Below are 17,025 nucleotides of genomic sequence, written 5' to 3'. Positions count from 1 at the left end.
GCACGATCTGACGCACTCACCTAACGTGGGCCCCCAAGAGAGGCCAGCGGGTCTTGTCCCTTCCGGCCTCTGGGCCAATTCACGAGGAAAGGATCAAGATCATGAGCAAAGTAGCACTTGTCACCGGAGGTGCCCAGGGCATCGGCCGTGCAATCGCAGAAAAACTCGCCAATGATGGCCTTGATGTTGCCATCGCAGACCTCCCCCACCAGGAGGAGACCGCGGCAGAGGTTCTCAAGAACATCGAAGCCGCTGGCCAGAAAGCCCACTTCGTCGCACTCGATGTTTCCGATAAGGCCAATTTCGAGGCAGCTGTTGATGAAGTCGCCGAGAAACTGGGTGGGTTCGATGTCCTGGTCAACAACGCCGGCATCGCACAGATCAAGCAGCTGATGGAGATTACCGAGGAGGACCTCAAGCAGATCTACTCCATCAATGTGTTCTCGGTGTTCTTCGGCATCCAGGTGGCGGCGAAGAAATTCGACGAACTCGGTGTGAAGGGCAAGATCATCAACGCTGCCTCCATCGCGGCGATCCAGGGGTTCCCGATTCTCAGCGCCTACGCCACCACCAAGTTCGCGGTCCGTGGTCTCACCCAGGCCGCGGCACAGGAGCTGGCACCCAAGGGCCACACCGTCAACGCCTATGCCCCGGGCATCGTGGGCACCGGCATGTGGAAGCAGATCGATGAGGAGCTGTCCAAGATCAACGGCAAGCCCATCGGTCAGAATTTCGAGGAATACTCCTCCACCATCGCCCTGGGCAGGCCCTCCGTCCCGGAGGATGTCGCAGGTGTCGTCTCCTTCCTGGCGTCCGGGAACTCCGACTACGTCACCGGCCAGGTCATTCTCGTCGACGGTGGCATGCTCTACAACTAGACCGCCGAACCTTAACCCAGAGATCCTGTCTCCAGAAACCACCAGTGATCTCTGGGTTAAGTATTGCGGTCTCTGGAAACAGGATCTCGGGGTTAACGAGGCAGGTGGAAGTTCCCGTCGGCATCCTGCTCGGCCAGGCCATCGGATAACAGGGAGAACAGTGCCCGGGAGCGTTGTGCCTCGTCGGGCCAGACCACGTCGATGGCTGATTTCGCCACGGGTGCGTCCGCCCCGCGCAGCACATCCATGATCAGGCCGCGGACCTGCCGGTCGGTGCCGGCGAATTTCTGCACGCGTTTCTTCGCGGAGGCGAGTTCCTCCTCGGAGGGGGCGGGGCATCCCAGGCGTTGCCATTCGCACAGTTCCAACAGTGGGCACGAAGCACATTTCGGTGACGTGGCGGTGCAGATCAGTGCGCCCAGTTCCATGATCCCGGCGGAGAATTCGGGGCCGGAGGCAGCGGGGAGAATGGCGGCGACGTCGACAAGCTCCTTTTTGGAGGCGGTTCCCTGCAGGAAGCGGCCCTCGACGGCGCGTCGGTACACGCGGCGCACGTTGGTGTCCACGACCGGTACGTTTCGCCCGAACGCGAACGCGGCCACGGCGCGCGCGGTGTAGTCGCCGATGCAGGGCAGGGCGAGCAGTTCGTCGACGGTGTCCGGTACCCGGCCACCATGCTTGTCGACGATCACCCTCGCACACTCCAGCAACCGCAGGGCCCGACGCGGATACCCCAGCTTTCCCCAGGCGCGCAGCACCTCATCGGGGGAGGCCTCCGCAAACGCCTGCGGGGTGGGCCAGGTGGCCATCCACTTCAGCCAGATCGGTTCGACGCGGGCCACCGGAGTCTGTTGGCTCATCACCTCGGAGAGCAGGATTCCCCAGGCAGAGGTGTCGGGATCGCGCCACGCCAGGTCGCGGGCGTTGAGGCGGAACCACTGGAGGATGGAGGACTGGAGAGTGTTATGTGACATGTCCCCGGAAATTCTAATGCATGGGTCGGTTCGCATCCCAAACATTCATGATGGAAGAATAGAACTCATGCCATTGCGAAATGTAGAACGTACCCCTGCCGCCGTCTGGGAGGCGCTGCGGGCCGGTAACCAGCGATTCATCGACCACCAGGGCGACCACCCCAACCAGGACGCCCCGCGTCGTCAGGCACTCCGGGAAGGCCAGCGTCCTTCCGCAGTCATCCTGTCCTGCTCCGATTCCCGCGTCCCGGTGGAGATCATCTTCGACGTCGGACTGGGTGATCTCTTCGTGGTCCGTACCGCAGGTGAGATCCTCGACCAGGCGGTGTTCGCCTCCATTGAATACGCCATCGAGGCTCTTGAGGTTCCGCTCGTTGTGGTCATGGGCCATGAGTCCTGCGGTGCCGTCGCCGCCACCGCCGCCGCCCTCGACGGTGGGGACATCCCGGGTGGGTACCAGCGTGTCATGATCGAGAAGGTCGCCCCCTCCATCCTGGAGGCCCGTGGCCTGGGATTGGAAAGCATCAAGGAATTCGAGTGCCACCATGTGAAGGCGACCGTGGACCAGATCCTCACCCGTGCCCCTGAAATCGCCGAGAGGGTTGAGGACGGCAAGGTCGGCATCGTGGGCCTGCGCTACCGCCTGTCCGATGGCCTCACCGAGCCTGTGATTACCCGCAACGTGGATTAACAGGAGGGGGTGAAAACTAACCCGTTCACGTGTTGGTGCCTCCTCCCAGGGTGACCAAGGAATAAGCTGATGCCTGTGGGAACTCCGAGACACAACGAAGTCATCTACAGGCGCCGTCGTATCGCTGCGCTTGTCATTCTGCTGGTCGTGATCGCCCTGGCCATCTGGGGTCTGACCTCCCTCGGTGGGGAATCCTCCGAGGAGACAGACACCGACACCGCCGCGGCCACCACCACGCTGGACAACTCCGTGGACATCACCCCGGAGACCACGACGGAGACCACCGGAACCGCAGCCTCCTCCAGCCCGGAGGATGCCGCCGGTTCCTCGGTGTCGGCAGCTGAGGGCACCACGGAGGAATCCGCGGAGCCGACCGGTGCGCCGAAGGACTCCTGCGAACTGTCGGATCTGGTCATCACCGCCGGCAGTAACAAACCGAACTTCGCCGCCGGTGAGGAACCACAGCTGTATATGACGGTGGAGAACCCCACCGCCGCCGACTGTGAGGTCGACCTGGATGATGAGGTCCTGCGCTTCGAGGTCTATGACCTGGCCACCAACGCCCGTGTCTGGGCGGATGTGGATTGCAACCCGGCGGTGGAAACCGGAACCCGTGTCTTCCCCGCAGGGGAGCAGCGTTATTTCCAGGCCATCTGGTCACGCACCACCTCCGCGCCGGAGCGGTGCTCCGACCGTCAGCCGGTGCCCGCGGGTGCCTACTTCCTGCACACCGTCATCGGGGACAACCCCTCCCAGGCACTGACCTTCAACCTGGGTTAGGTCAGCCGGGCCAGCCCATCGGTGATGTGGCGGGCCCACAGCGATCCGACGCCGTCGACAGCACTGATCTCCTCCACGGAGGCGCTGGTCAGTGCATGCAGGTTCCCGAATTCGCCCACGAGTTTATCCATGAGGAATTTCTGCACGCGGGGCACCCGGTTGAGGGTGCGGTAGCCGCGGGGTATCACCGGTTCATCGAGTGCCTCCTCCGTGGGGGGAAGACCCAGGATGCGGGCGATGTTGGAGGGCTTCATCAGGGATTTGTCGTCCAGACCGGAGACAGCCTCCAGCGCCTCGGTGATCGCCTCATCGGCGGGGATGCCGTCGGTGACCAGGTAGTCGGCGATGATGTAGCCGCGTTCGCGGTCGTTGTCGCCACGCAGTTCGGTGAGCTGGATCTTGATCTGTTTGGCCTCCCGGCCAAGTTCGAGCACATTCGTGTCGATGGTCTCGCCGACACGTCGAAGCATCTCTTCACGCTGGATCACGGAGACCACATCGATCACCGTGGCGTAGTTGTGCAGCTCCGCCATGTGGAGCCGGGTATTGACCTGATCAAGGCGGTCACGGTAGCGCTCCATGGTGCCCAGCGCCTGATTCGCCCGGTTGAGCAGGGTGGAGGGTTCCTCCAGGATGTGCGACATGCCCTCGACGTAGAGGGTGATGGTGTTCTGGGATTCGGACACGGCGATCACCGGCACACCGGTCTGCAGGGCGGTGCGTTCCGCAGACCGGTGGCGGGTGCCTGATTCCTGGGTGGGCCAGGACGGCGAGGGGATCAGCTGCACATTGGCGCGTTTGATGCGTTCGCCGTCCGAGGACAGGACCACGGCACCGTCCATCTTGCACAGTTCGCGCAGGCGGGTGGCGGCGAAGGTGACGTCGAATTCGAAGCCGCCGTCGCAGATGGAGGTGACATTCTCCTCATCGCCGAGGACGATGAGGGCGCCGGTGTGGCCACGGACGATGCGGTCCAGGCCGTCGCGCAGTGGGGTGCCGGGTGCGAGACGCTGCAGGGTGTCACGCATGGTGTGGACATCCGGGAGGATATCGGTGGTGGTGCTCATGAATCACAACTTTACAGCTGCTAGGGCATCGACCAGCGTTGATGCCTCCATAACCTGCAGGCCGGTCTTCTTCACCCCGGAACCCGCAGGTACGACAGCTTTTTCATATCCCAGCCGTTCAGCCTCCGCCAGGCGGCGTTCCACGTTGGGCACCCGTCTGATCTCACCGGCCAGACCAACTTCACCGAGGACCACTGTCTTGTCCGGGAGTGGTTTCTTGGCCAGTGCGGAGGCGGTCGCCAGCGCCACCGCGAGATCGGTGGCGGGTTCACCCACCTTCATGCCACCGACGGTGGCCACATACGCGTCCTTGCCCTGGGTGGCGCGCCCGGCGCGCGCGGAGAGCACCGCCAGCACCATCGGAACCCGGTTGGCGTCGAGCCCCGTGACCACGCGTCGGGGGTTCTTGGAGGGGGCGTCGACAAGCAGGCTCTGCACCTCGGCCAGCAGGGGGCGCACACCGTCCATGGCGACCGTCACGGCCGTGCCATCGGGGGTGGAACCGCGGTGGGAGAGGAACAGGCCGGACGGGTCCGGGACCTCCTTGATGCCATCGGACTGCTGCTCGAAACAGCCCACCTCATCCGTGGCGCCGAAGCGGTTCTTGATGCCACGGAGCATGCGTAACGACGAATGCCTGTCACCCTCGAAGTTGAGCACCACATCCACCAGGTGTTCCAGCACGCGGGGGCCGGCCACATTGCCGTCCTTGGTCACATGACCCACGAGCAGGATCGGCACCCCGGAGGTCTTGGCCAGGGTGGTCAGGGCCGCCGTGACGGCACGCGACTGGGCGACACCACCGGCCACGCCCTCCACACCGGCGGCGTGCATGGTCTGAACCGAGTCGACGATGAGGAGGCTGGGTTTGAGCTGGTTGACATGGCCGAATACCACATCCAGATTCGATTCCGCCGCCAGGTACAGGGTGTCCTTGAGCGCATTGGTGCGTTCCGCACGCAGACGCACCTGCCCCGCGGACTCCTCGGCGGTGACATAGAGCGCGGTGCGGGTGCTGTCACCCTCCTTCATCGACGACCACCGGCTGGCCACCTCGAGCAGGAGCGTGGACTTACCCACACCGGGCTCACCGGCCATGAGCACCACCGAACCGGGGACGATGCCGCTGCCCAGCACACGGTCGAGCTCGCCGATGCCGGTGGAGATGCTGGTGGCGGTGGAGGCGACGATCTTGCCGATCGGCACAGCAGGGGAGGTGGGCGTCAGGCCGGTGGGTGCAGCCCCCGAGACGGCCGCCTTCGCGGCACCCGTGGCGGCACCGACGGTGCGTTCCTCCATGGAACCCCAGGAACCACATTCGGGGCAGCGGCCCAGCCACTTGGGGCTGGAGTAACCGCATTCGGAACATTCATGCACACTGCGTGCCTTTTTAACCATGGCCACATCCTAAACGGTGGCCCGGACAAAAACATGTTCGAAAAACACAAAACCCAGGCCCGGGGGCCTGGGTGTGGAGAAGGTGTGGTTCTAGTGGGAACTCTCGTGTGCGCCGCCTTCACCCTGTTCACGGTTGAAGGTGCCGGACTCCAGCAGTGGTGCGGAGATGGTGGCGTCAACGGTGATGGTGCCGGTGTCGAAGACGAACTCCACAGGCAGGTTACCGCCGTAGGCGAAGCCCGGGTTCTCGACAGAGGTGGCGACGTGCTCGGTGCAACCGGCCTCCGGCTCGACGAGCTTGTCCAGCTCCTCCTGCAGGTCAGCGACGAGGACGCAGTCACGCTCAAGCGGAGACGGGTCATCCATCTCAACCTCGGTGCCGTCAATGCTGACGCTCTCGAGGGTGTGGGTGGTGTGGCTGGTGTCCTGGTTGATGGCGGTGAACTTCAGTCCGGCCTCGCCCTCCTCGGTGACGTGGATGGTGACGTCGCGGACTGCGACCTCGCCGTTCTCCGAGTCGGCGTTGGCGCCGTCAACAGCGGCTTCCTGGGTCGAGGTCTGAGTGACCTGTCCTGCACTGCAGGAAGCAAGCGCAAGCGCCGACAGTGCGGCAACAGTCATGATCGCGCCGCGACGGGCAGCTGAATTCAGGGACTTCACGGATTCGTCCTCCACTTGGGTCTATATTCCAGGAACCATCCAGAAAAACTGGATATGCTGCAGACAACCCTAGTCCGTTTCATCTGGTTCACACAGTTGGTTGGTTTAACCGAGGGTGTAAACGGGGGCAAACTAAAGGGGCATGTGCGATGGGGTGGGAATTAGTGCCGGATCGGAGTCCGCCTGCCCATCCGTGCCCTGTTTTGGCTGTTCATGCTAGAATCTGTGTGGTTAAGGTCTGTGCTCTGGCGCCTGAAGAGGCGGCCGGGGCGATGACATGGCGTAGTGCCATGAAGAGGAGTGGGAATGGATTTCAAGGTCGGCGATACCGTCGTCTATCCGCATCACGGTGCTGCGATGATCACAGCCCTGGAACAGCGTGAGCTGAACGGTGAGACGATGGACTATCTGGTTCTCAAGATCAACCAGTCCGATCTCGTTGTCCGCGTCCCGGCCAAGAATGCCGAGCTCGTCGGTGTGCGCGACGTGGTCGGTGAGGAGGGCCTGCAGAAGGTCTTCGCCGTGCTGCGGGAAACCGACGTGGAGGAGGCCGGCAACTGGTCACGCCGCTACAAGGCGAACCAGGAGCGTCTGGCCTCCGGTGACGTGAACAAGGTGGCCGAGGTCGTGCGTGACCTGTGGCGCCGTGATCAGGACCGTGGCCTGTCCGCCGGTGAGAAGCGCATGCTGGCCAAGGCCCGTCAGGTGCTCGTCGGTGAGCTCGCGCTCGCGGAGACGGTGGATGAGGAGAAGGCTGATACCTTCCTCGCCGAGGTCGATGAGACCATCGCCCGCCACCGTGCTGATCTGCTCGGTGATGATGCGGACAAGAAGGACGCCTTCGATGACTTCGATGATTCCGATGTGGATCTCGACGATCTGAGCTTCGACGACGAAGACTAGAACCTGATGTCCAGGCTCCCCGTGGTCGCCCTCCTTGCGGCGGCCGGCCGTGGCACCCGCTTGGGTGGCCCGATCCCCAAGGCGTTTGTGACGCTGCGGGGCAGGTCCCTGGTGGAACGCTCCCTCCGGGCGATGCTCACCTCCGAGGTGGTGGATGAGGTCATCATCCTGGTCAGTCCCGATATGGAAGACTACGCCCGGGAACTGCTGGAGAAGCGCGGCCTGCTCAATGATCCCGAGGGGATCCGCGTCCGCCTGGTCCACGGCGGCGGCGAACGTGCTGATTCCGTGTGGGCGGGTCTGCAGGCCATCGACCATGATGATGCGATCGTGCTCATCCACGACAGTGCCCGCGCCCTGACCCCGCCCGGGATGATCGCGCGGGTCGCGCGGATGGTTGCCGATGGTGCGCCCGCGGTGATCCCGGTGGTGCCGGTCGCCGATACGATCAAGCGTGTCGACGGACCGATAGTCGTGGACACCCCCAACCGGGCGGAACTCCGCGCGGTGCAGACCCCACAGGGTTTCCTCCTCTCCCGGTTGCGCGCCGCGAATGAGAAGTTCTTCTCCACCCCGGATCCGGGTTTCATCCCCACCGATGATGCCAGCCTGATGGAGTGGTACGGGGTGGAGGTCACCTGCGTGCAGGGCGATCCGATGGCGTTCAAGGTGACCACCCCGATTGACATGATGCTTGCCCAGCGGATCACCGATGAGGCAGAACCGACGATATTTGAGGTGCCAGGTGACTGAACAGATCATCCCGCGCGTGGGAATCGCCTCCGATGCCCACCAGATCGAGGTGGGTAAGCCCTGCTGGATCGCCTGTCTGCTTTTCGACGGCGTCGACGGCTGCGAGGGGCATTCCGACGGTGACGTGGTCGCCCACGCGATTGTGGATGCGTTGCTGTCCGCCTCCGGGCTCGGGGATCTCGGGTCCTTCGTCGGGGTGGGACGTCCCGAATATGACGGTGTCTCCGGAACACAGCTGCTCATCGAGGTCCGGGAGCTTCTCACCTCCCGCGGTTTCATCATCGGCAATGTGGCCGCGCAGCTGGTGGGGCAGACCCCGAAGTTCGGTCCGCGCAGGGAGGAGGCACAGCAGGTGATCTCCGACATTCTCGGTGCTCCGTGCTCCCTGTCCGCCACCACCACCGACCACATGGGGTTCACCGGCCGCGGTGAGGGCCGGGCCGCGCTGGCCACCGCGGTGGTGTGGACCGGGTAGGGTCCCCTCACCCCCGTTTCGGTGTTCACAGTGTTTTCCTGCGTCCCACGGCCTAACTTGAATAACAACCAGTGGGATTACAGAAGGGCAGTGCCATGACCATAGCGCGCAGGCCATCGCGTTCCAGATCCACCACCCAGGAGGCGGTGGCGGGTATCAAACGCTACATCCGGGAGCAGGGACTCCGGCGGGGCGATATGCTGCCGTCGGAAACCGTGCTGTGCGCGGTGATCGGATGCTCCCGGTCGGCGATCCGGGAGGCCATCAGGTCCCTGGTCACCCTGGACATCGTCGAGGTGCGTCATGGTTACGGCACCTTCGTGTCCGATATGTCCCTGGAACCCCTGATCAACGGCATGGTCTTCCGGACCATCCTGAACACTGACACCTCCCTGAAGAACCTGCTCCATGTGGTGGAGACCCGGGAGATCCTCGACCTGGCCCTGGGCACGGAGCTGCTGCGCACCTTCGACGGGCAGTTGCGCAATGACCTGCTCGGGTTCGTGGACCGCATGCGTGAGCACAGTGAGAAGGGGGAATCCTTCGCAGCCGAGGACCGTTCCTTCCACCTGACGCTGGCGTCCAAGGTGGGCAACCCCCTGATCCGTGAGCTCAACGACGCGTTCTGGCGTATCCAGGCGGAATCCCAGCCGCTGCTGAGCCTGCCGATGCCGGCCGATATCCACCAGACCATCGACGCACACCAGGAGATTGTGGAGGCGTTGAACGCCGCGGACCCGGACAGGTACCACGACGCGGTGAAGAACCACTACGCACCTTTCCGCAGGTTGTTGGCGCAGAAACTGGGCACGGACTAGTTCACGCAGATCACCGTTCAACCCCGGATGCCCGCTGAAATATTGTGGTTTGGCACCCAGGTGGCAGAATTAGGCGGGTTGTGGATCAAGCGAATCCACCCGAGACTTAAAAGGATTTCGAACATGGACATCATCATTCGGGCGGATGCCCAGGAGGTCGGCAAGGAAGCTGCTGCGGTCATGGCCCCCTTCATCAAGCAGGGGCGCACCATCGGTCTGGCCACTGGATCCTCCCCGCTGACCACCTACCGGGAACTGATCCGCATGTATGAGTCGGGGGAACTGACCTTCAAGACCATCCAGGCGTTCCTCCTGGATGAGTACGTGGGTCTGGCCCGTGATGATAAGAACAGCTACTTCCGCACCATCCGCGATGAGTTCACCGCCCATGTCGATTTCGTGGACGCGAACGTCCACAGCCCGGACAGCACCGATCCGGACCCGTACCACGCGGCTGCCCTCTATGAACAGAAGATCATCGACACCGGTGTGGCGATCCAGCTGCTGGGTGTGGGCGTGAACGGCCACATCGGTTTCAACGAGCCGACCTCCGCGCTGCAGGGCCCTACCAAGGTCCAGGCACTGCACCCGCAGACCATCAAGGACAATGCGCGCTTCTTCAATGACTGCCTCGAGGACGTGCCCACCCACGCCATGACCCAGGGTCTGGGCACCATCACCCGCGCGGAGAACATCATCATGGTGGCCACCGGCGAGGCCAAGGCCGACGCCATCCACCGCATCGTGGAGGGGCCCCTGACCGCCCTGTGCCCGGGTTCCGTCCTGCAGCTGCATGCAAATGTCACCCTCGTGGTGGATGAGGCTGCGGCATCCAGGCTGGAGCACGCCGATTACTACCGCACCATGGAGCGGATCCGCCTGCGCTAGATGGCGGCGGGCTAAACTGAGTGGCGTGACTCTACGCATCTTTGACACCGGTACCCGTACGCTCCGAGAATTCACCCCGTTGAAGCCGGGACATGCCTCCGTGTACCTGTGTGGTGCCACCCCGCAGGCGCAGCCGCACATCGGCCATGTCCGCTCCGGGGTGGCCTTTGATATCCTGCGTCGTTGGCTGCTGGCCAAGGGGCTGGATGTGGCCTTCGTCCGGAATGTCACCGACATCGATGACAAGATCCTCACCAAGGCGGTTGAACATGGTCGCCCGTGGTGGGAGTGGGTGTCCACCTATGAGCGCGAGTTCACCTGGGCTTACAACACCCTGGGTGTGCTGCCGCCGAGTGTGGAACCCCGCGCCACCGGCCATGTCACCCAGATGGTGGAGTACATGCAGCGCCTCATCGACAATGGTTTCGCCTACGAGGTCAATGGCTCCGTCTACTTCGATGTCGCGGCCTGGGTCGCTGCGGAGGGCTCCGATTATGGTTCCCTCTCCGGCAACCGGGTGGAGGACATGGAGCAGGGGGAGACCGACAACTTCGGTAAGCGTGGTCCCCAGGACTTCGCGCTCTGGAAGGCCGCCAAGCCGGGGGAGCCGTCCTGGCCCACCCCGTGGGGTGAGGGACGTCCCGGTTGGCACCTGGAGTGCTCCGCCATGGCCACCTACTACCTGGGTGCGGAGTTTGACATCCACTGCGGTGGCCTGGACCTGCAGTTCCCCCACCATGAAAATGAGATCGCCCAGGCCCATGCCGCCGGTGATGGTTTCGCCCGGTACTGGATGCACAACCACTGGGTGACCATGGCGGGGGAGAAGATGTCGAAGTCCCTGGGCAATGTTCTCTCCGTCCCCAACATGCTGGAGAAGGTCCGCCCCGTCGAGTTGCGCTACTACCTCGGTTCCGCGCATTACCGCAGTGTCCTCGAGTACTCCGAGGGCGCACTGACGGAGGCCGCCGCCGGTTATCGTCGCATCGAGGCGTTTGTGGACCGCGTCGGTGAGGTGGAGGTGGGCGAGCGGACCGCTGGTTTCGACGCTGCCATGGATGAGGATCTGGCAGTGCCGAAAGCTCTGGCGGAGATCCACAACGCGGTGCGCGAGGGCAACAGTGCTCTGGCGACCGGTGACGTGGACAAGGCACGCGAGCTGGCCGGTTCCGTCCGGGCCATGACCGGCGTGCTCGGGTTTGATCCGGTGGAGTGGGGCACCCAGACCGATGACTCCGCGGCCCATGACGCCCTGGAGGTGCTGGTCCATGCGGAACTGGAACGACGCGCCACGGCGCGGGCAGAGAAGGACTGGGCGGTAGCAGACGAGGTACGTGACCGTCTGGCGGCCGCGGGTATTGAAGTGGTGGACACCGCTGATGGCGTGTCCTGGAAACTGCAGTAGAGTGTGAGACTTCTAGGAAGGGAATTTATTCACCATGGCAGGAAATGACGGCCGCCACGGCGGTGTGCGCAAGACAAACAAGAAGGGCGCCCAGAAGGGTAGTGGCGGCCAGATTCGACGTGGCCTGAGAGGCAAGGGTCCGACCCCCAAGGCAGAGGACCGCGTCTACCACGCGGCCCACCAGCGCAAGCTGGAGCGACAGCGTCGGGAGAAGGGTCGTCACCAGCGGGAACAGACTGAACTGGTGGTGGGTCGCAACCCGGTCCTGGAGTGCCTGCACGCCAGGGTCCCGGCAACCGCACTGTATGTTGCGGAAGGCGCCACCAACGATGAGCGCCTGAGCGAATCGGTGCGTCTCGCAGCTGACCGCTCCATGCCCGTGCTCGAGGTGAACAAGCTGGAGCTCGATCGCATGACCGGCAACAGCATGCACCAGGGCATCGGCCTGGCCATCCCGCCGTTCGAGTACGCGGACATCCACGACCTGCTTGCCGACGCAGCACAGTCCCCGAAGCCCGGCATGTTCGTCATCCTGGACAACATCACCGATCCCCGTAACCTCGGCGCGGTCATCCGCTCCGTGGGTGCCTTTGGTGGCAACGGTGTGATCATCCCGGAGCGTCGTTCCGCATCGGTGACCGCCGTGGCATGGCGCACCTCCGCGGGCACCGCGGCGCGTGTCCCGGTGGCCAAGGAAACCAACATGACCCGCACCATCAAGGAGTTCCAGAAGAACGGCTACCAGGTCGTCGGTCTGGACGCCGGTGGGGATCACACCCTGGACACCTACGACGGCACCGACAATGTGGTCATCGTGGTCGGTTCCGAGGGCAAGGGCATCTCACGTCTGGTCCGCGAGAACTGCGACACCATCATGTCCATCCCCACCGAGTCGTGGGTGGAATCCCTCAACGCCTCGGTGGCCGCAGGTGTGGTGCTGTCGGAGTTCGCCCGTCAGCGACGTCTGGCTAAATAGACGGCTCGATGGAGGCGTGGAGCAGGCGGCGTCGATAAGCATCCTCGTCGCGCTGCGCACCGCGCCCGCGCCACCACCCGATCAGCCTGCACACCAGGTAGATGACGAAGGAAATGGTGGTCACGAACACGCTCACCGGCAGCCCCGGCGCCAGGGAGAGCAGCAGACCACCCACCGCCGCCACCTCGGCGAAGATCAGCGACAGGATCACCGCGGTGATCGGGTTGGATGTCACCTGCACGGCGGCCGCGCCGGGCACGATGAGCAGTGACATCACCAGCAGCGCGCCCACGATCTGAACGGACTGGGAGGTGGCCAGGCCCATGAGCACGGCGAAGCCGATGGCAATCATCCGCACGTTCAGCCCCGAGGCCCGCGCCAGCACGGGATCCACCGATGCGAACAGCAGCGGGCGCCAGAAGATGGCCACCGCCCCCACCACAATGACCGTCACCGCCACCAGGATCCATAGGGAGGCGGAGGACACGCCCACGATCTGACCCGTCAGCAGGGAGAACGCCGTGGAGCTGCGCCCCGGGTAGAGGTGGATGAACAGCACGGCCAGGCCGAGACCGAAGCTCATCACCACGCCCACCGCGGCATCCTGTTGTTTCATGCCCAGCACCGCCAACAGGATCGCGGTGAGCACGGATCCGATGATCGCCCCGCCCCCGACGTTGAATCCGAAGAGCAGCGCGGCAGCGCCGCCCATGAGGGCTAGTTCGGCGGTGGCGTGCACGGAGAATGACATCTGACGCATCACGATCAGGGGGGCCATCACCCCGGAGAGCACGCCGAGCACAGCCGCGGCGATCAGGGCGTGCTGCACGAAATCCACGGAGAGCAGGTACTGGGTATCTGCCAGCCAGGTGCCCATCTACACCACCACGATCCGGTCGTTGATGTGCGCGACCGTCACCTGGGCATCGTAGAGTTCGGACAGGCGGTCGGACTGCATGACCTCATTCATCCGCCCCAGGGTGTGGCCGTGGGGTGCCAGGTAGAGGATGCGGTCGATCAGCCCGAGGAAGGGGTTGATGTCGTGGGTGATCACGATCTGGGCGACACCCTCGGCCTTGAGTTCCCCGAACAGCCTCACGGTGCGCTGCTGCACGCCGGGGTCGAGGGAGAGCAGGGGTTCGTCGGCAAGCAGCACCTGCGGTTTCATCGCCAGTGCCTGTGCCTGCCGGATCAGCTGTTGCTGCCCGCCGGACAATTTGCCCACCCTGCGGTCGGCCAGGCCGGTGGCGCCGACGCGTTCCAGCAGGGCGTCGACCTCAGCCCGGTGTCCGCGTCGGAACACCCGGTGCTCGGCGGCGAGGGAAACCAGGTCGCGTGCCCGCAGCGGCAGGTCGGGGAACATCTGCTGCTGGGGGATGTATCCCAGCCGGGCGCCGACCGAGACGGTGCCCGAGGTCAGTTTGCGGGTGCCCAGGATGGTGCCCAGAAAGGTGGATTTTCCCACACCGTTGGGACCCAGAACAGCGATGAATTCCCCCCTGCGGAGCTCAAGATTGAGGTCCTTCCAGAGGGGATCCACCGCCGCGTCGGTGAAGTTGACTAACATTGCGTCGATTCTACTGACCAACCTGCTCGAGATCCGCGACTGCCTTTTTGAACGCCTCGAGGAAATTGGTGCCGGGTTCCGGGGTTTCCGCGATCTCAACCACCGGAATACCTTCCTGTTCTGCGAGTTCCCGGATCCCGGTGGACACGGAAGCCGCCGACTGCGGGTTGTGGATGAGGATGTCGATCTCCCCGTTTCGAATCGCCTCATGGAACGCGGCGACATCCGCTGCCGTCGGTTCGCCCTCACTCAGGGTGGTGGCACGGTACCCGGCCGGGGTGGATTCGACCATGGCGGAGTGGGCCAGCAGGTGGTCGGCGATGGGCTCAGTCTGAGCGACGCGGGCCGCGGGCAGATCGGCGATGCGTGTGGCCAGGTCAGCCATCTGGGTGGCCACCGCATCGGGGGAAACCCGGGTATCGGGGGAGGTCTCCGTGACCTTCTCCGCCAGGTCCTCCGCGAAGTGGGTCACGGCCTCCGGGGAGTACCAGATGTGCTCATTGTCGGAATCGTGATCGGAGTGATCATGCGGCTCCAGATCCATGGCGGCAATGATGCGGTCATCATCCTCCAGGGAATCGTAGAGCCAGGAGTCATATCCACCCCCGCCGACGAGGATGATGTCGGCGGCTTCCACCCGGGCCATATCCGCGGCGGAGGGTTCGAAGGAGTGCGGATCCACATCCCCCTGCACGATGGCATGGATATCGACGTCCTCGACGACCGCCTCAGCCACATCCGCCCAGACCTGGGTGGAGGCGACGATGGTGAGACCGTCGGAGGCTGATTCCGCGGGCGCTGCGCAGGCGGTCAGGGGTAACACGAGAGCGAGGAGTCCGAGTTTCTTCATGACACCCAGTAAAATCTTATTGGAAACGATTGTCAACATGAAAATCTATTGAAAATGAAGGTAGGTTTAGGGAACTATGGCACGGCGACCTCAGCAGACCGGCACCCTCGCATCACTCGCGGCGAAGTTGGGTGTCTCCCGAACCACCGTTTCAAACGCCTACAACCGGCCGGAGCAGTTGTCGGCGGAACTGCGGCAACGCATCCTCGACACCGCGGAGAAGATGGGGTACCCCGGCCCGGACCCCATGGCGAGATCATTGCGCACCCGGCACGCGGGCAGCATCGGTGTTCTGCTCACCGATCACCTCTCCTATGCCTTCGAGGATATGGCATCGGTGGATTTCCTCGCCGGTATGGCGGAGGCGGCCTATGGCAACACCATGCTCACCCTGGTTCCGGCCAACCCGGAATCCTCGGTGGATCTCACCTCCGCGCAGCAGCTGGTGAGCCAGTCGGTGGTGGACGGTTTTGTCATCTACTCCGTGGCCAAGGGGGATCCGCACCTGCAGGCGGTCCGCCAGCGCGGGCTGCCCGTGGTGATCTGTGACCAGCCCGCGGATGAGGAGGATCTGCCGTTCGTGGGCATCGAGGACCGGGCGGCGATCGCCCCGGCGGCCCGCGCGCTGGTGGCTGCCGGGCACCGCAACATCGGGATCCTGTCCATCCGCCTCGACCGCGAGCGCAATGACGGCCGGGTGACCCGTGAGCGCCTGGACAACGCCCACCACCACGTGCAGCAGTCCCGGGTGAGGGGTGCGCTGGATATCTTCCGTGAGGCCGGGATCAACCCGGCTGATGTCCCCATCATGGAGTGCTGGCTTAATGACCGCCCCCACAACGTGGCGACGGCGAAGGCCCTCCTGGAGGCGCACCCCGATCTCACGGCGGTGCTGTGCACCACCGACTCCCTGGCGTTCGGTGTGCTGGAGTATCTGGCGTCGATCGGGAAATCCGTTCCCGAGGACCTGTCGGTCACCGGTTTCGACGGCACCCAGCTGGCGTTGGCACGCAATCTCACCACCGTCATCCAGCCGAATAGGCAGAAGGGGATGGAGGCCGGCAAACTACTCTTCAGCATGATTGAGGGCGGCGATGCCCGCCGTGTCCTCCTGGACACGACGTTCGCCCCGGGCGGCACCGTCAGGGCACTCTAGAGCCCCAGTGCCTTGGCCTCCACATGCTGCTGGCGTTCATAGGCCAGTTCCTCCAGCATGATCCCGACATCGTCGATGCTGTCGATGCGGGTCTTGGCCGCGGTCTCCCCCTCGCCGACCTTGACGGTCAGGGCGGTCGGGACGTCGGCAAGCACCTCGAAACCGTGCTCATCGGTGGTGTCGTCGCCGATGAAGATCACGCCGGTGGGCTCGGTGCGGCTGATGTGTTCGCGCAGCCAGGAACCCTTGGTGGCCCGGCTGACGGAGTATTCGATGATGTTCTTGCCCTTGGTGACCTTGAGATCACGGGTGTCCACGTCCGACGCGCGTGCCTGGATCCCGGCGATGGCATCGGGATCGGATACCCGGATGTAGTGCAGCACCCGGTGGAAGGGCTTGACCTCCACATAGGCGCCCTCGATGCCGTCGATGACGCGCTCGAGTTCGGTGTGGATGCGGTCGAGTTCCTCGCGGTCCTCCGGGGTGAGACTGCGGGGCCGGGAGGAATCCTCGGAACCGTGGGACCCGACGGTGGTGATGTCATAGGCACCCAGGTCCAGAACCTGTGCCAGGCCCTCGAGGTGACGGCCGGAGAGGATCACCACGCGGGTATCTGCCAGGCGGGACATGTCCTTGATGGCCTTCAGGGATTTCTGGTTGATGGGAACCTGGTACGGGTCCTTGCTGAAACCCGCGATGGTGCCGTCGAAATCGGAGACGACGAGCAGGCTGCGGGTCTGGGCGATGTCCTGGATGGTGGGGATGTGGTTCATACATCCCGAGTGT

At 64.0% G+C, this 17,025-nt stretch carries 19 protein-coding genes; 11 read left to right on the top strand and 8 right to left on the bottom strand.

Annotation, left to right across the window (positions count from 1 at the left end; all coding sequences use genetic code 11):
* Positions 1-101: 101 nt before the first annotated feature.
* Positions 102-878 (top strand): acetoin reductase, encoded by a 777-nt coding sequence (locus tag H9627_RS07000; protein ID WP_191733295.1) that lies wholly within the window; start codon positions 102-104, stop codon positions 876-878.
* Positions 879-970: 92 nt separating this feature from the next.
* Here H9627_RS07000 and H9627_RS06995 read toward each other — a convergent pair whose 3' ends face one another.
* Positions 971-1,852 carry an HhH-GPD family protein gene (locus tag H9627_RS06995; RefSeq protein ID WP_191733294.1) on the bottom strand — a complete coding sequence of 294 codons (882 nt, stop codon included), beginning with the start codon at positions 1,850-1,852 and terminating at the stop codon, positions 971-973.
* A gap of 67 nt (positions 1,853-1,919) precedes the next feature.
* Here H9627_RS06995 and H9627_RS06990 point away from each other — a divergent pair, with 67 nt between their 5' ends.
* Both H9627_RS06990 and H9627_RS06985 read left to right on the top strand, forming a co-directional pair.
* Positions 1,920-2,543 carry a carbonic anhydrase gene (locus tag H9627_RS06990; RefSeq protein ID WP_191733293.1) on the top strand — a complete coding sequence of 208 codons (624 nt, stop codon included), beginning with the start codon at positions 1,920-1,922 and terminating at the stop codon, positions 2,541-2,543.
* A gap of 69 nt (positions 2,544-2,612) precedes the next feature.
* On the top strand, positions 2,613-3,323 hold the full coding sequence (locus tag H9627_RS06985) for a hypothetical protein (protein WP_191733292.1): 711 nt from the start codon (positions 2,613-2,615) through the stop codon (positions 3,321-3,323).
* Here H9627_RS06985 and disA read toward each other — a convergent pair.
* The 3 genes from disA to H9627_RS06970 form a co-directional block, all read right to left on the bottom strand.
* Positions 3,320-4,390: a DNA integrity scanning diadenylate cyclase DisA gene (disA, locus tag H9627_RS06980; RefSeq protein WP_191733291.1), complete on the bottom strand. Its 1,071-nt coding sequence runs from the start codon at positions 4,388-4,390 to the stop codon at positions 3,320-3,322. The genes H9627_RS06985 and disA overlap by 4 nt on opposite strands.
* A 3-nt stretch (positions 4,391-4,393) precedes the next feature.
* Complete coding sequence (gene radA, locus H9627_RS06975; protein WP_191733290.1) at positions 4,394-5,788, bottom strand: DNA repair protein RadA; 1,395 nt, start codon at positions 5,786-5,788, stop codon at positions 4,394-4,396.
* Between the two features lie 90 nt (positions 5,789-5,878).
* Positions 5,879-6,463, bottom strand: coding sequence for a hypothetical protein (locus H9627_RS06970; RefSeq protein ID WP_191733289.1), 585 nt, complete (start codon positions 6,461-6,463; stop codon positions 5,879-5,881).
* A gap of 291 nt (positions 6,464-6,754) precedes the next feature.
* On the opposite strand from H9627_RS06970, the gene H9627_RS06965 reads away from it, so the two are divergent.
* The 7 genes from H9627_RS06965 (at position 6,755) to rlmB (ending at position 12,666) form a co-directional block, all read left to right on the top strand.
* A complete protein-coding gene (locus H9627_RS06965; protein ID WP_191733288.1) occupies positions 6,755-7,351 on the top strand; it encodes a CarD family transcriptional regulator in 597 nt (198 codons plus the stop codon).
* 6 nt (positions 7,352-7,357) lie between these two features.
* Positions 7,358-8,104 (top strand): 2-C-methyl-D-erythritol 4-phosphate cytidylyltransferase, encoded by a 747-nt coding sequence (gene ispD, locus H9627_RS06960; RefSeq protein ID WP_191733287.1) that lies wholly within the window; start codon positions 7,358-7,360, stop codon positions 8,102-8,104.
* Complete coding sequence (gene ispF / locus H9627_RS06955) at positions 8,097-8,579, top strand: 2-C-methyl-D-erythritol 2,4-cyclodiphosphate synthase (RefSeq protein ID WP_191733286.1); 483 nt, start codon at positions 8,097-8,099, stop codon at positions 8,577-8,579. Before ispD ends, ispF begins: the two co-directional genes overlap by 8 nt.
* 95 nt (positions 8,580-8,674) lie before the next feature.
* Positions 8,675-9,397, top strand: a complete 723-nt coding sequence (locus H9627_RS06950; protein WP_191733285.1) for a FadR/GntR family transcriptional regulator — start codon at positions 8,675-8,677, stop codon at positions 9,395-9,397.
* Between the two features lie 123 nt (positions 9,398-9,520).
* The gene (locus H9627_RS06945) at positions 9,521-10,285 is read left to right on the top strand and encodes a glucosamine-6-phosphate deaminase (protein ID WP_191733284.1); all 765 of its coding nucleotides are present in this window, start codon (positions 9,521-9,523) and stop codon (positions 10,283-10,285) included.
* Between the two features lie 25 nt (positions 10,286-10,310).
* Entirely contained in the window at positions 10,311-11,690 is a 1,380-nt protein-coding gene (gene cysS, locus H9627_RS06940; protein ID WP_191733283.1) for a cysteine--tRNA ligase, read from the top strand.
* A gap of 34 nt (positions 11,691-11,724) precedes the next feature.
* The gene (gene rlmB, locus H9627_RS06935) at positions 11,725-12,666 is read left to right on the top strand and encodes a 23S rRNA (guanosine(2251)-2'-O)-methyltransferase RlmB (protein WP_191733282.1); all 942 of its coding nucleotides are present in this window, start codon (positions 11,725-11,727) and stop codon (positions 12,664-12,666) included.
* Here rlmB and H9627_RS06930 read toward each other — a convergent pair.
* From H9627_RS06930 to H9627_RS06920, 3 genes are read right to left on the bottom strand one after another with little or no spacing between them, the layout of a single operon-like run.
* Complete coding sequence (locus H9627_RS06930) at positions 12,659-13,543, bottom strand: metal ABC transporter permease (protein ID WP_191733281.1); 885 nt, start codon at positions 13,541-13,543, stop codon at positions 12,659-12,661. The genes rlmB and H9627_RS06930 overlap by 8 nt on opposite strands.
* On the bottom strand, positions 13,544-14,233 hold the full coding sequence (locus tag H9627_RS06925; protein WP_191733280.1) for a metal ABC transporter ATP-binding protein: 690 nt from the start codon (positions 14,231-14,233) through the stop codon (positions 13,544-13,546).
* A gap of 10 nt (positions 14,234-14,243) precedes the next feature.
* Positions 14,244-15,122, bottom strand: a complete 879-nt coding sequence (locus tag H9627_RS06920) for a metal ABC transporter solute-binding protein (protein ID WP_191733279.1) — start codon at positions 15,120-15,122, stop codon at positions 14,244-14,246.
* A 37-nt stretch (positions 15,123-15,159) separates the two neighbouring features.
* On the opposite strand from H9627_RS06920, the gene H9627_RS06915 reads away from it, so the two are divergent.
* A complete protein-coding gene (locus H9627_RS06915; RefSeq protein WP_191733278.1) occupies positions 15,160-16,239 on the top strand; it encodes a LacI family DNA-binding transcriptional regulator in 1,080 nt (359 codons plus the stop codon).
* Here the strand turns inward: H9627_RS06915 and otsB are convergent.
* Positions 16,236-17,012, bottom strand: a complete 777-nt coding sequence (gene otsB, locus H9627_RS06910) for a trehalose-phosphatase (RefSeq protein WP_191733277.1) — start codon at positions 17,010-17,012, stop codon at positions 16,236-16,238. The two genes, H9627_RS06915 and otsB, sit on opposite strands and share 4 nt — an antisense overlap.
* Positions 17,013-17,025: the final 13 nt, after the last annotated feature.

Source organism: Corynebacterium gallinarum (assembly GCF_014837045.1).
Taxonomy (GTDB): Bacteria; Actinomycetota; Actinomycetes; order Mycobacteriales; family Mycobacteriaceae; genus Corynebacterium; species Corynebacterium gallinarum.
Note: the sequence above shows the minus strand (reverse complement) of the source record. Positions and strands in the feature narration are given on the sequence as shown.

Bases quoted from the DNA above. Each gene is read 5' to 3' on its own strand.
- disA (WP_191733291.1), bottom strand. From the start codon at position 4,390: ATGAGCACCACCACCGATATCCTCCCGGATGTCCACACCATGCGTGAC.
- H9627_RS06915 (WP_191733278.1), top strand. From the start codon at position 15,160: ATGGCACGGCGACCTCAGCAGACCGGCACCCTCGCATCACTCGCGGCG.
- H9627_RS06965 (WP_191733288.1), top strand. From the start codon at position 6,755: ATGGATTTCAAGGTCGGCGATACCGTCGTCTATCCGCATCACGGTGCT.
- H9627_RS06985 (WP_191733292.1), top strand. From the start codon at position 2,613: ATGCCTGTGGGAACTCCGAGACACAACGAAGTCATCTACAGGCGCCGT.
- H9627_RS06995 (WP_191733294.1), bottom strand. From the start codon at position 1,852: ATGTCACATAACACTCTCCAGTCCTCCATCCTCCAGTGGTTCCGCCTC.
- radA (WP_191733290.1), bottom strand. From the start codon at position 5,788: ATGGTTAAAAAGGCACGCAGTGTGCATGAATGTTCCGAATGCGGTTAC.
- rlmB (WP_191733282.1), top strand. From the start codon at position 11,725: ATGGCAGGAAATGACGGCCGCCACGGCGGTGTGCGCAAGACAAACAAG.
- otsB (WP_191733277.1), bottom strand. From the start codon at position 17,012: ATGAACCACATCCCCACCATCCAGGACATCGCCCAGACCCGCAGCCTG.
- ispD (WP_191733287.1), top strand. From the start codon at position 7,358: ATGTCCAGGCTCCCCGTGGTCGCCCTCCTTGCGGCGGCCGGCCGTGGC.
- H9627_RS06945 (WP_191733284.1), top strand. From the start codon at position 9,521: ATGGACATCATCATTCGGGCGGATGCCCAGGAGGTCGGCAAGGAAGCT.
- H9627_RS06950 (WP_191733285.1), top strand. From the start codon at position 8,675: ATGACCATAGCGCGCAGGCCATCGCGTTCCAGATCCACCACCCAGGAG.
- H9627_RS06930 (WP_191733281.1), bottom strand. From the start codon at position 13,543: ATGGGCACCTGGCTGGCAGATACCCAGTACCTGCTCTCCGTGGATTTC.
- H9627_RS06925 (WP_191733280.1), bottom strand. From the start codon at position 14,233: ATGTTAGTCAACTTCACCGACGCGGCGGTGGATCCCCTCTGGAAGGAC.
- H9627_RS07000 (WP_191733295.1), top strand. From the start codon at position 102: ATGAGCAAAGTAGCACTTGTCACCGGAGGTGCCCAGGGCATCGGCCGT.
- H9627_RS06990 (WP_191733293.1), top strand. From the start codon at position 1,920: ATGCCATTGCGAAATGTAGAACGTACCCCTGCCGCCGTCTGGGAGGCG.
- H9627_RS06920 (WP_191733279.1), bottom strand. From the start codon at position 15,122: ATGTTGACAATCGTTTCCAATAAGATTTTACTGGGTGTCATGAAGAAA.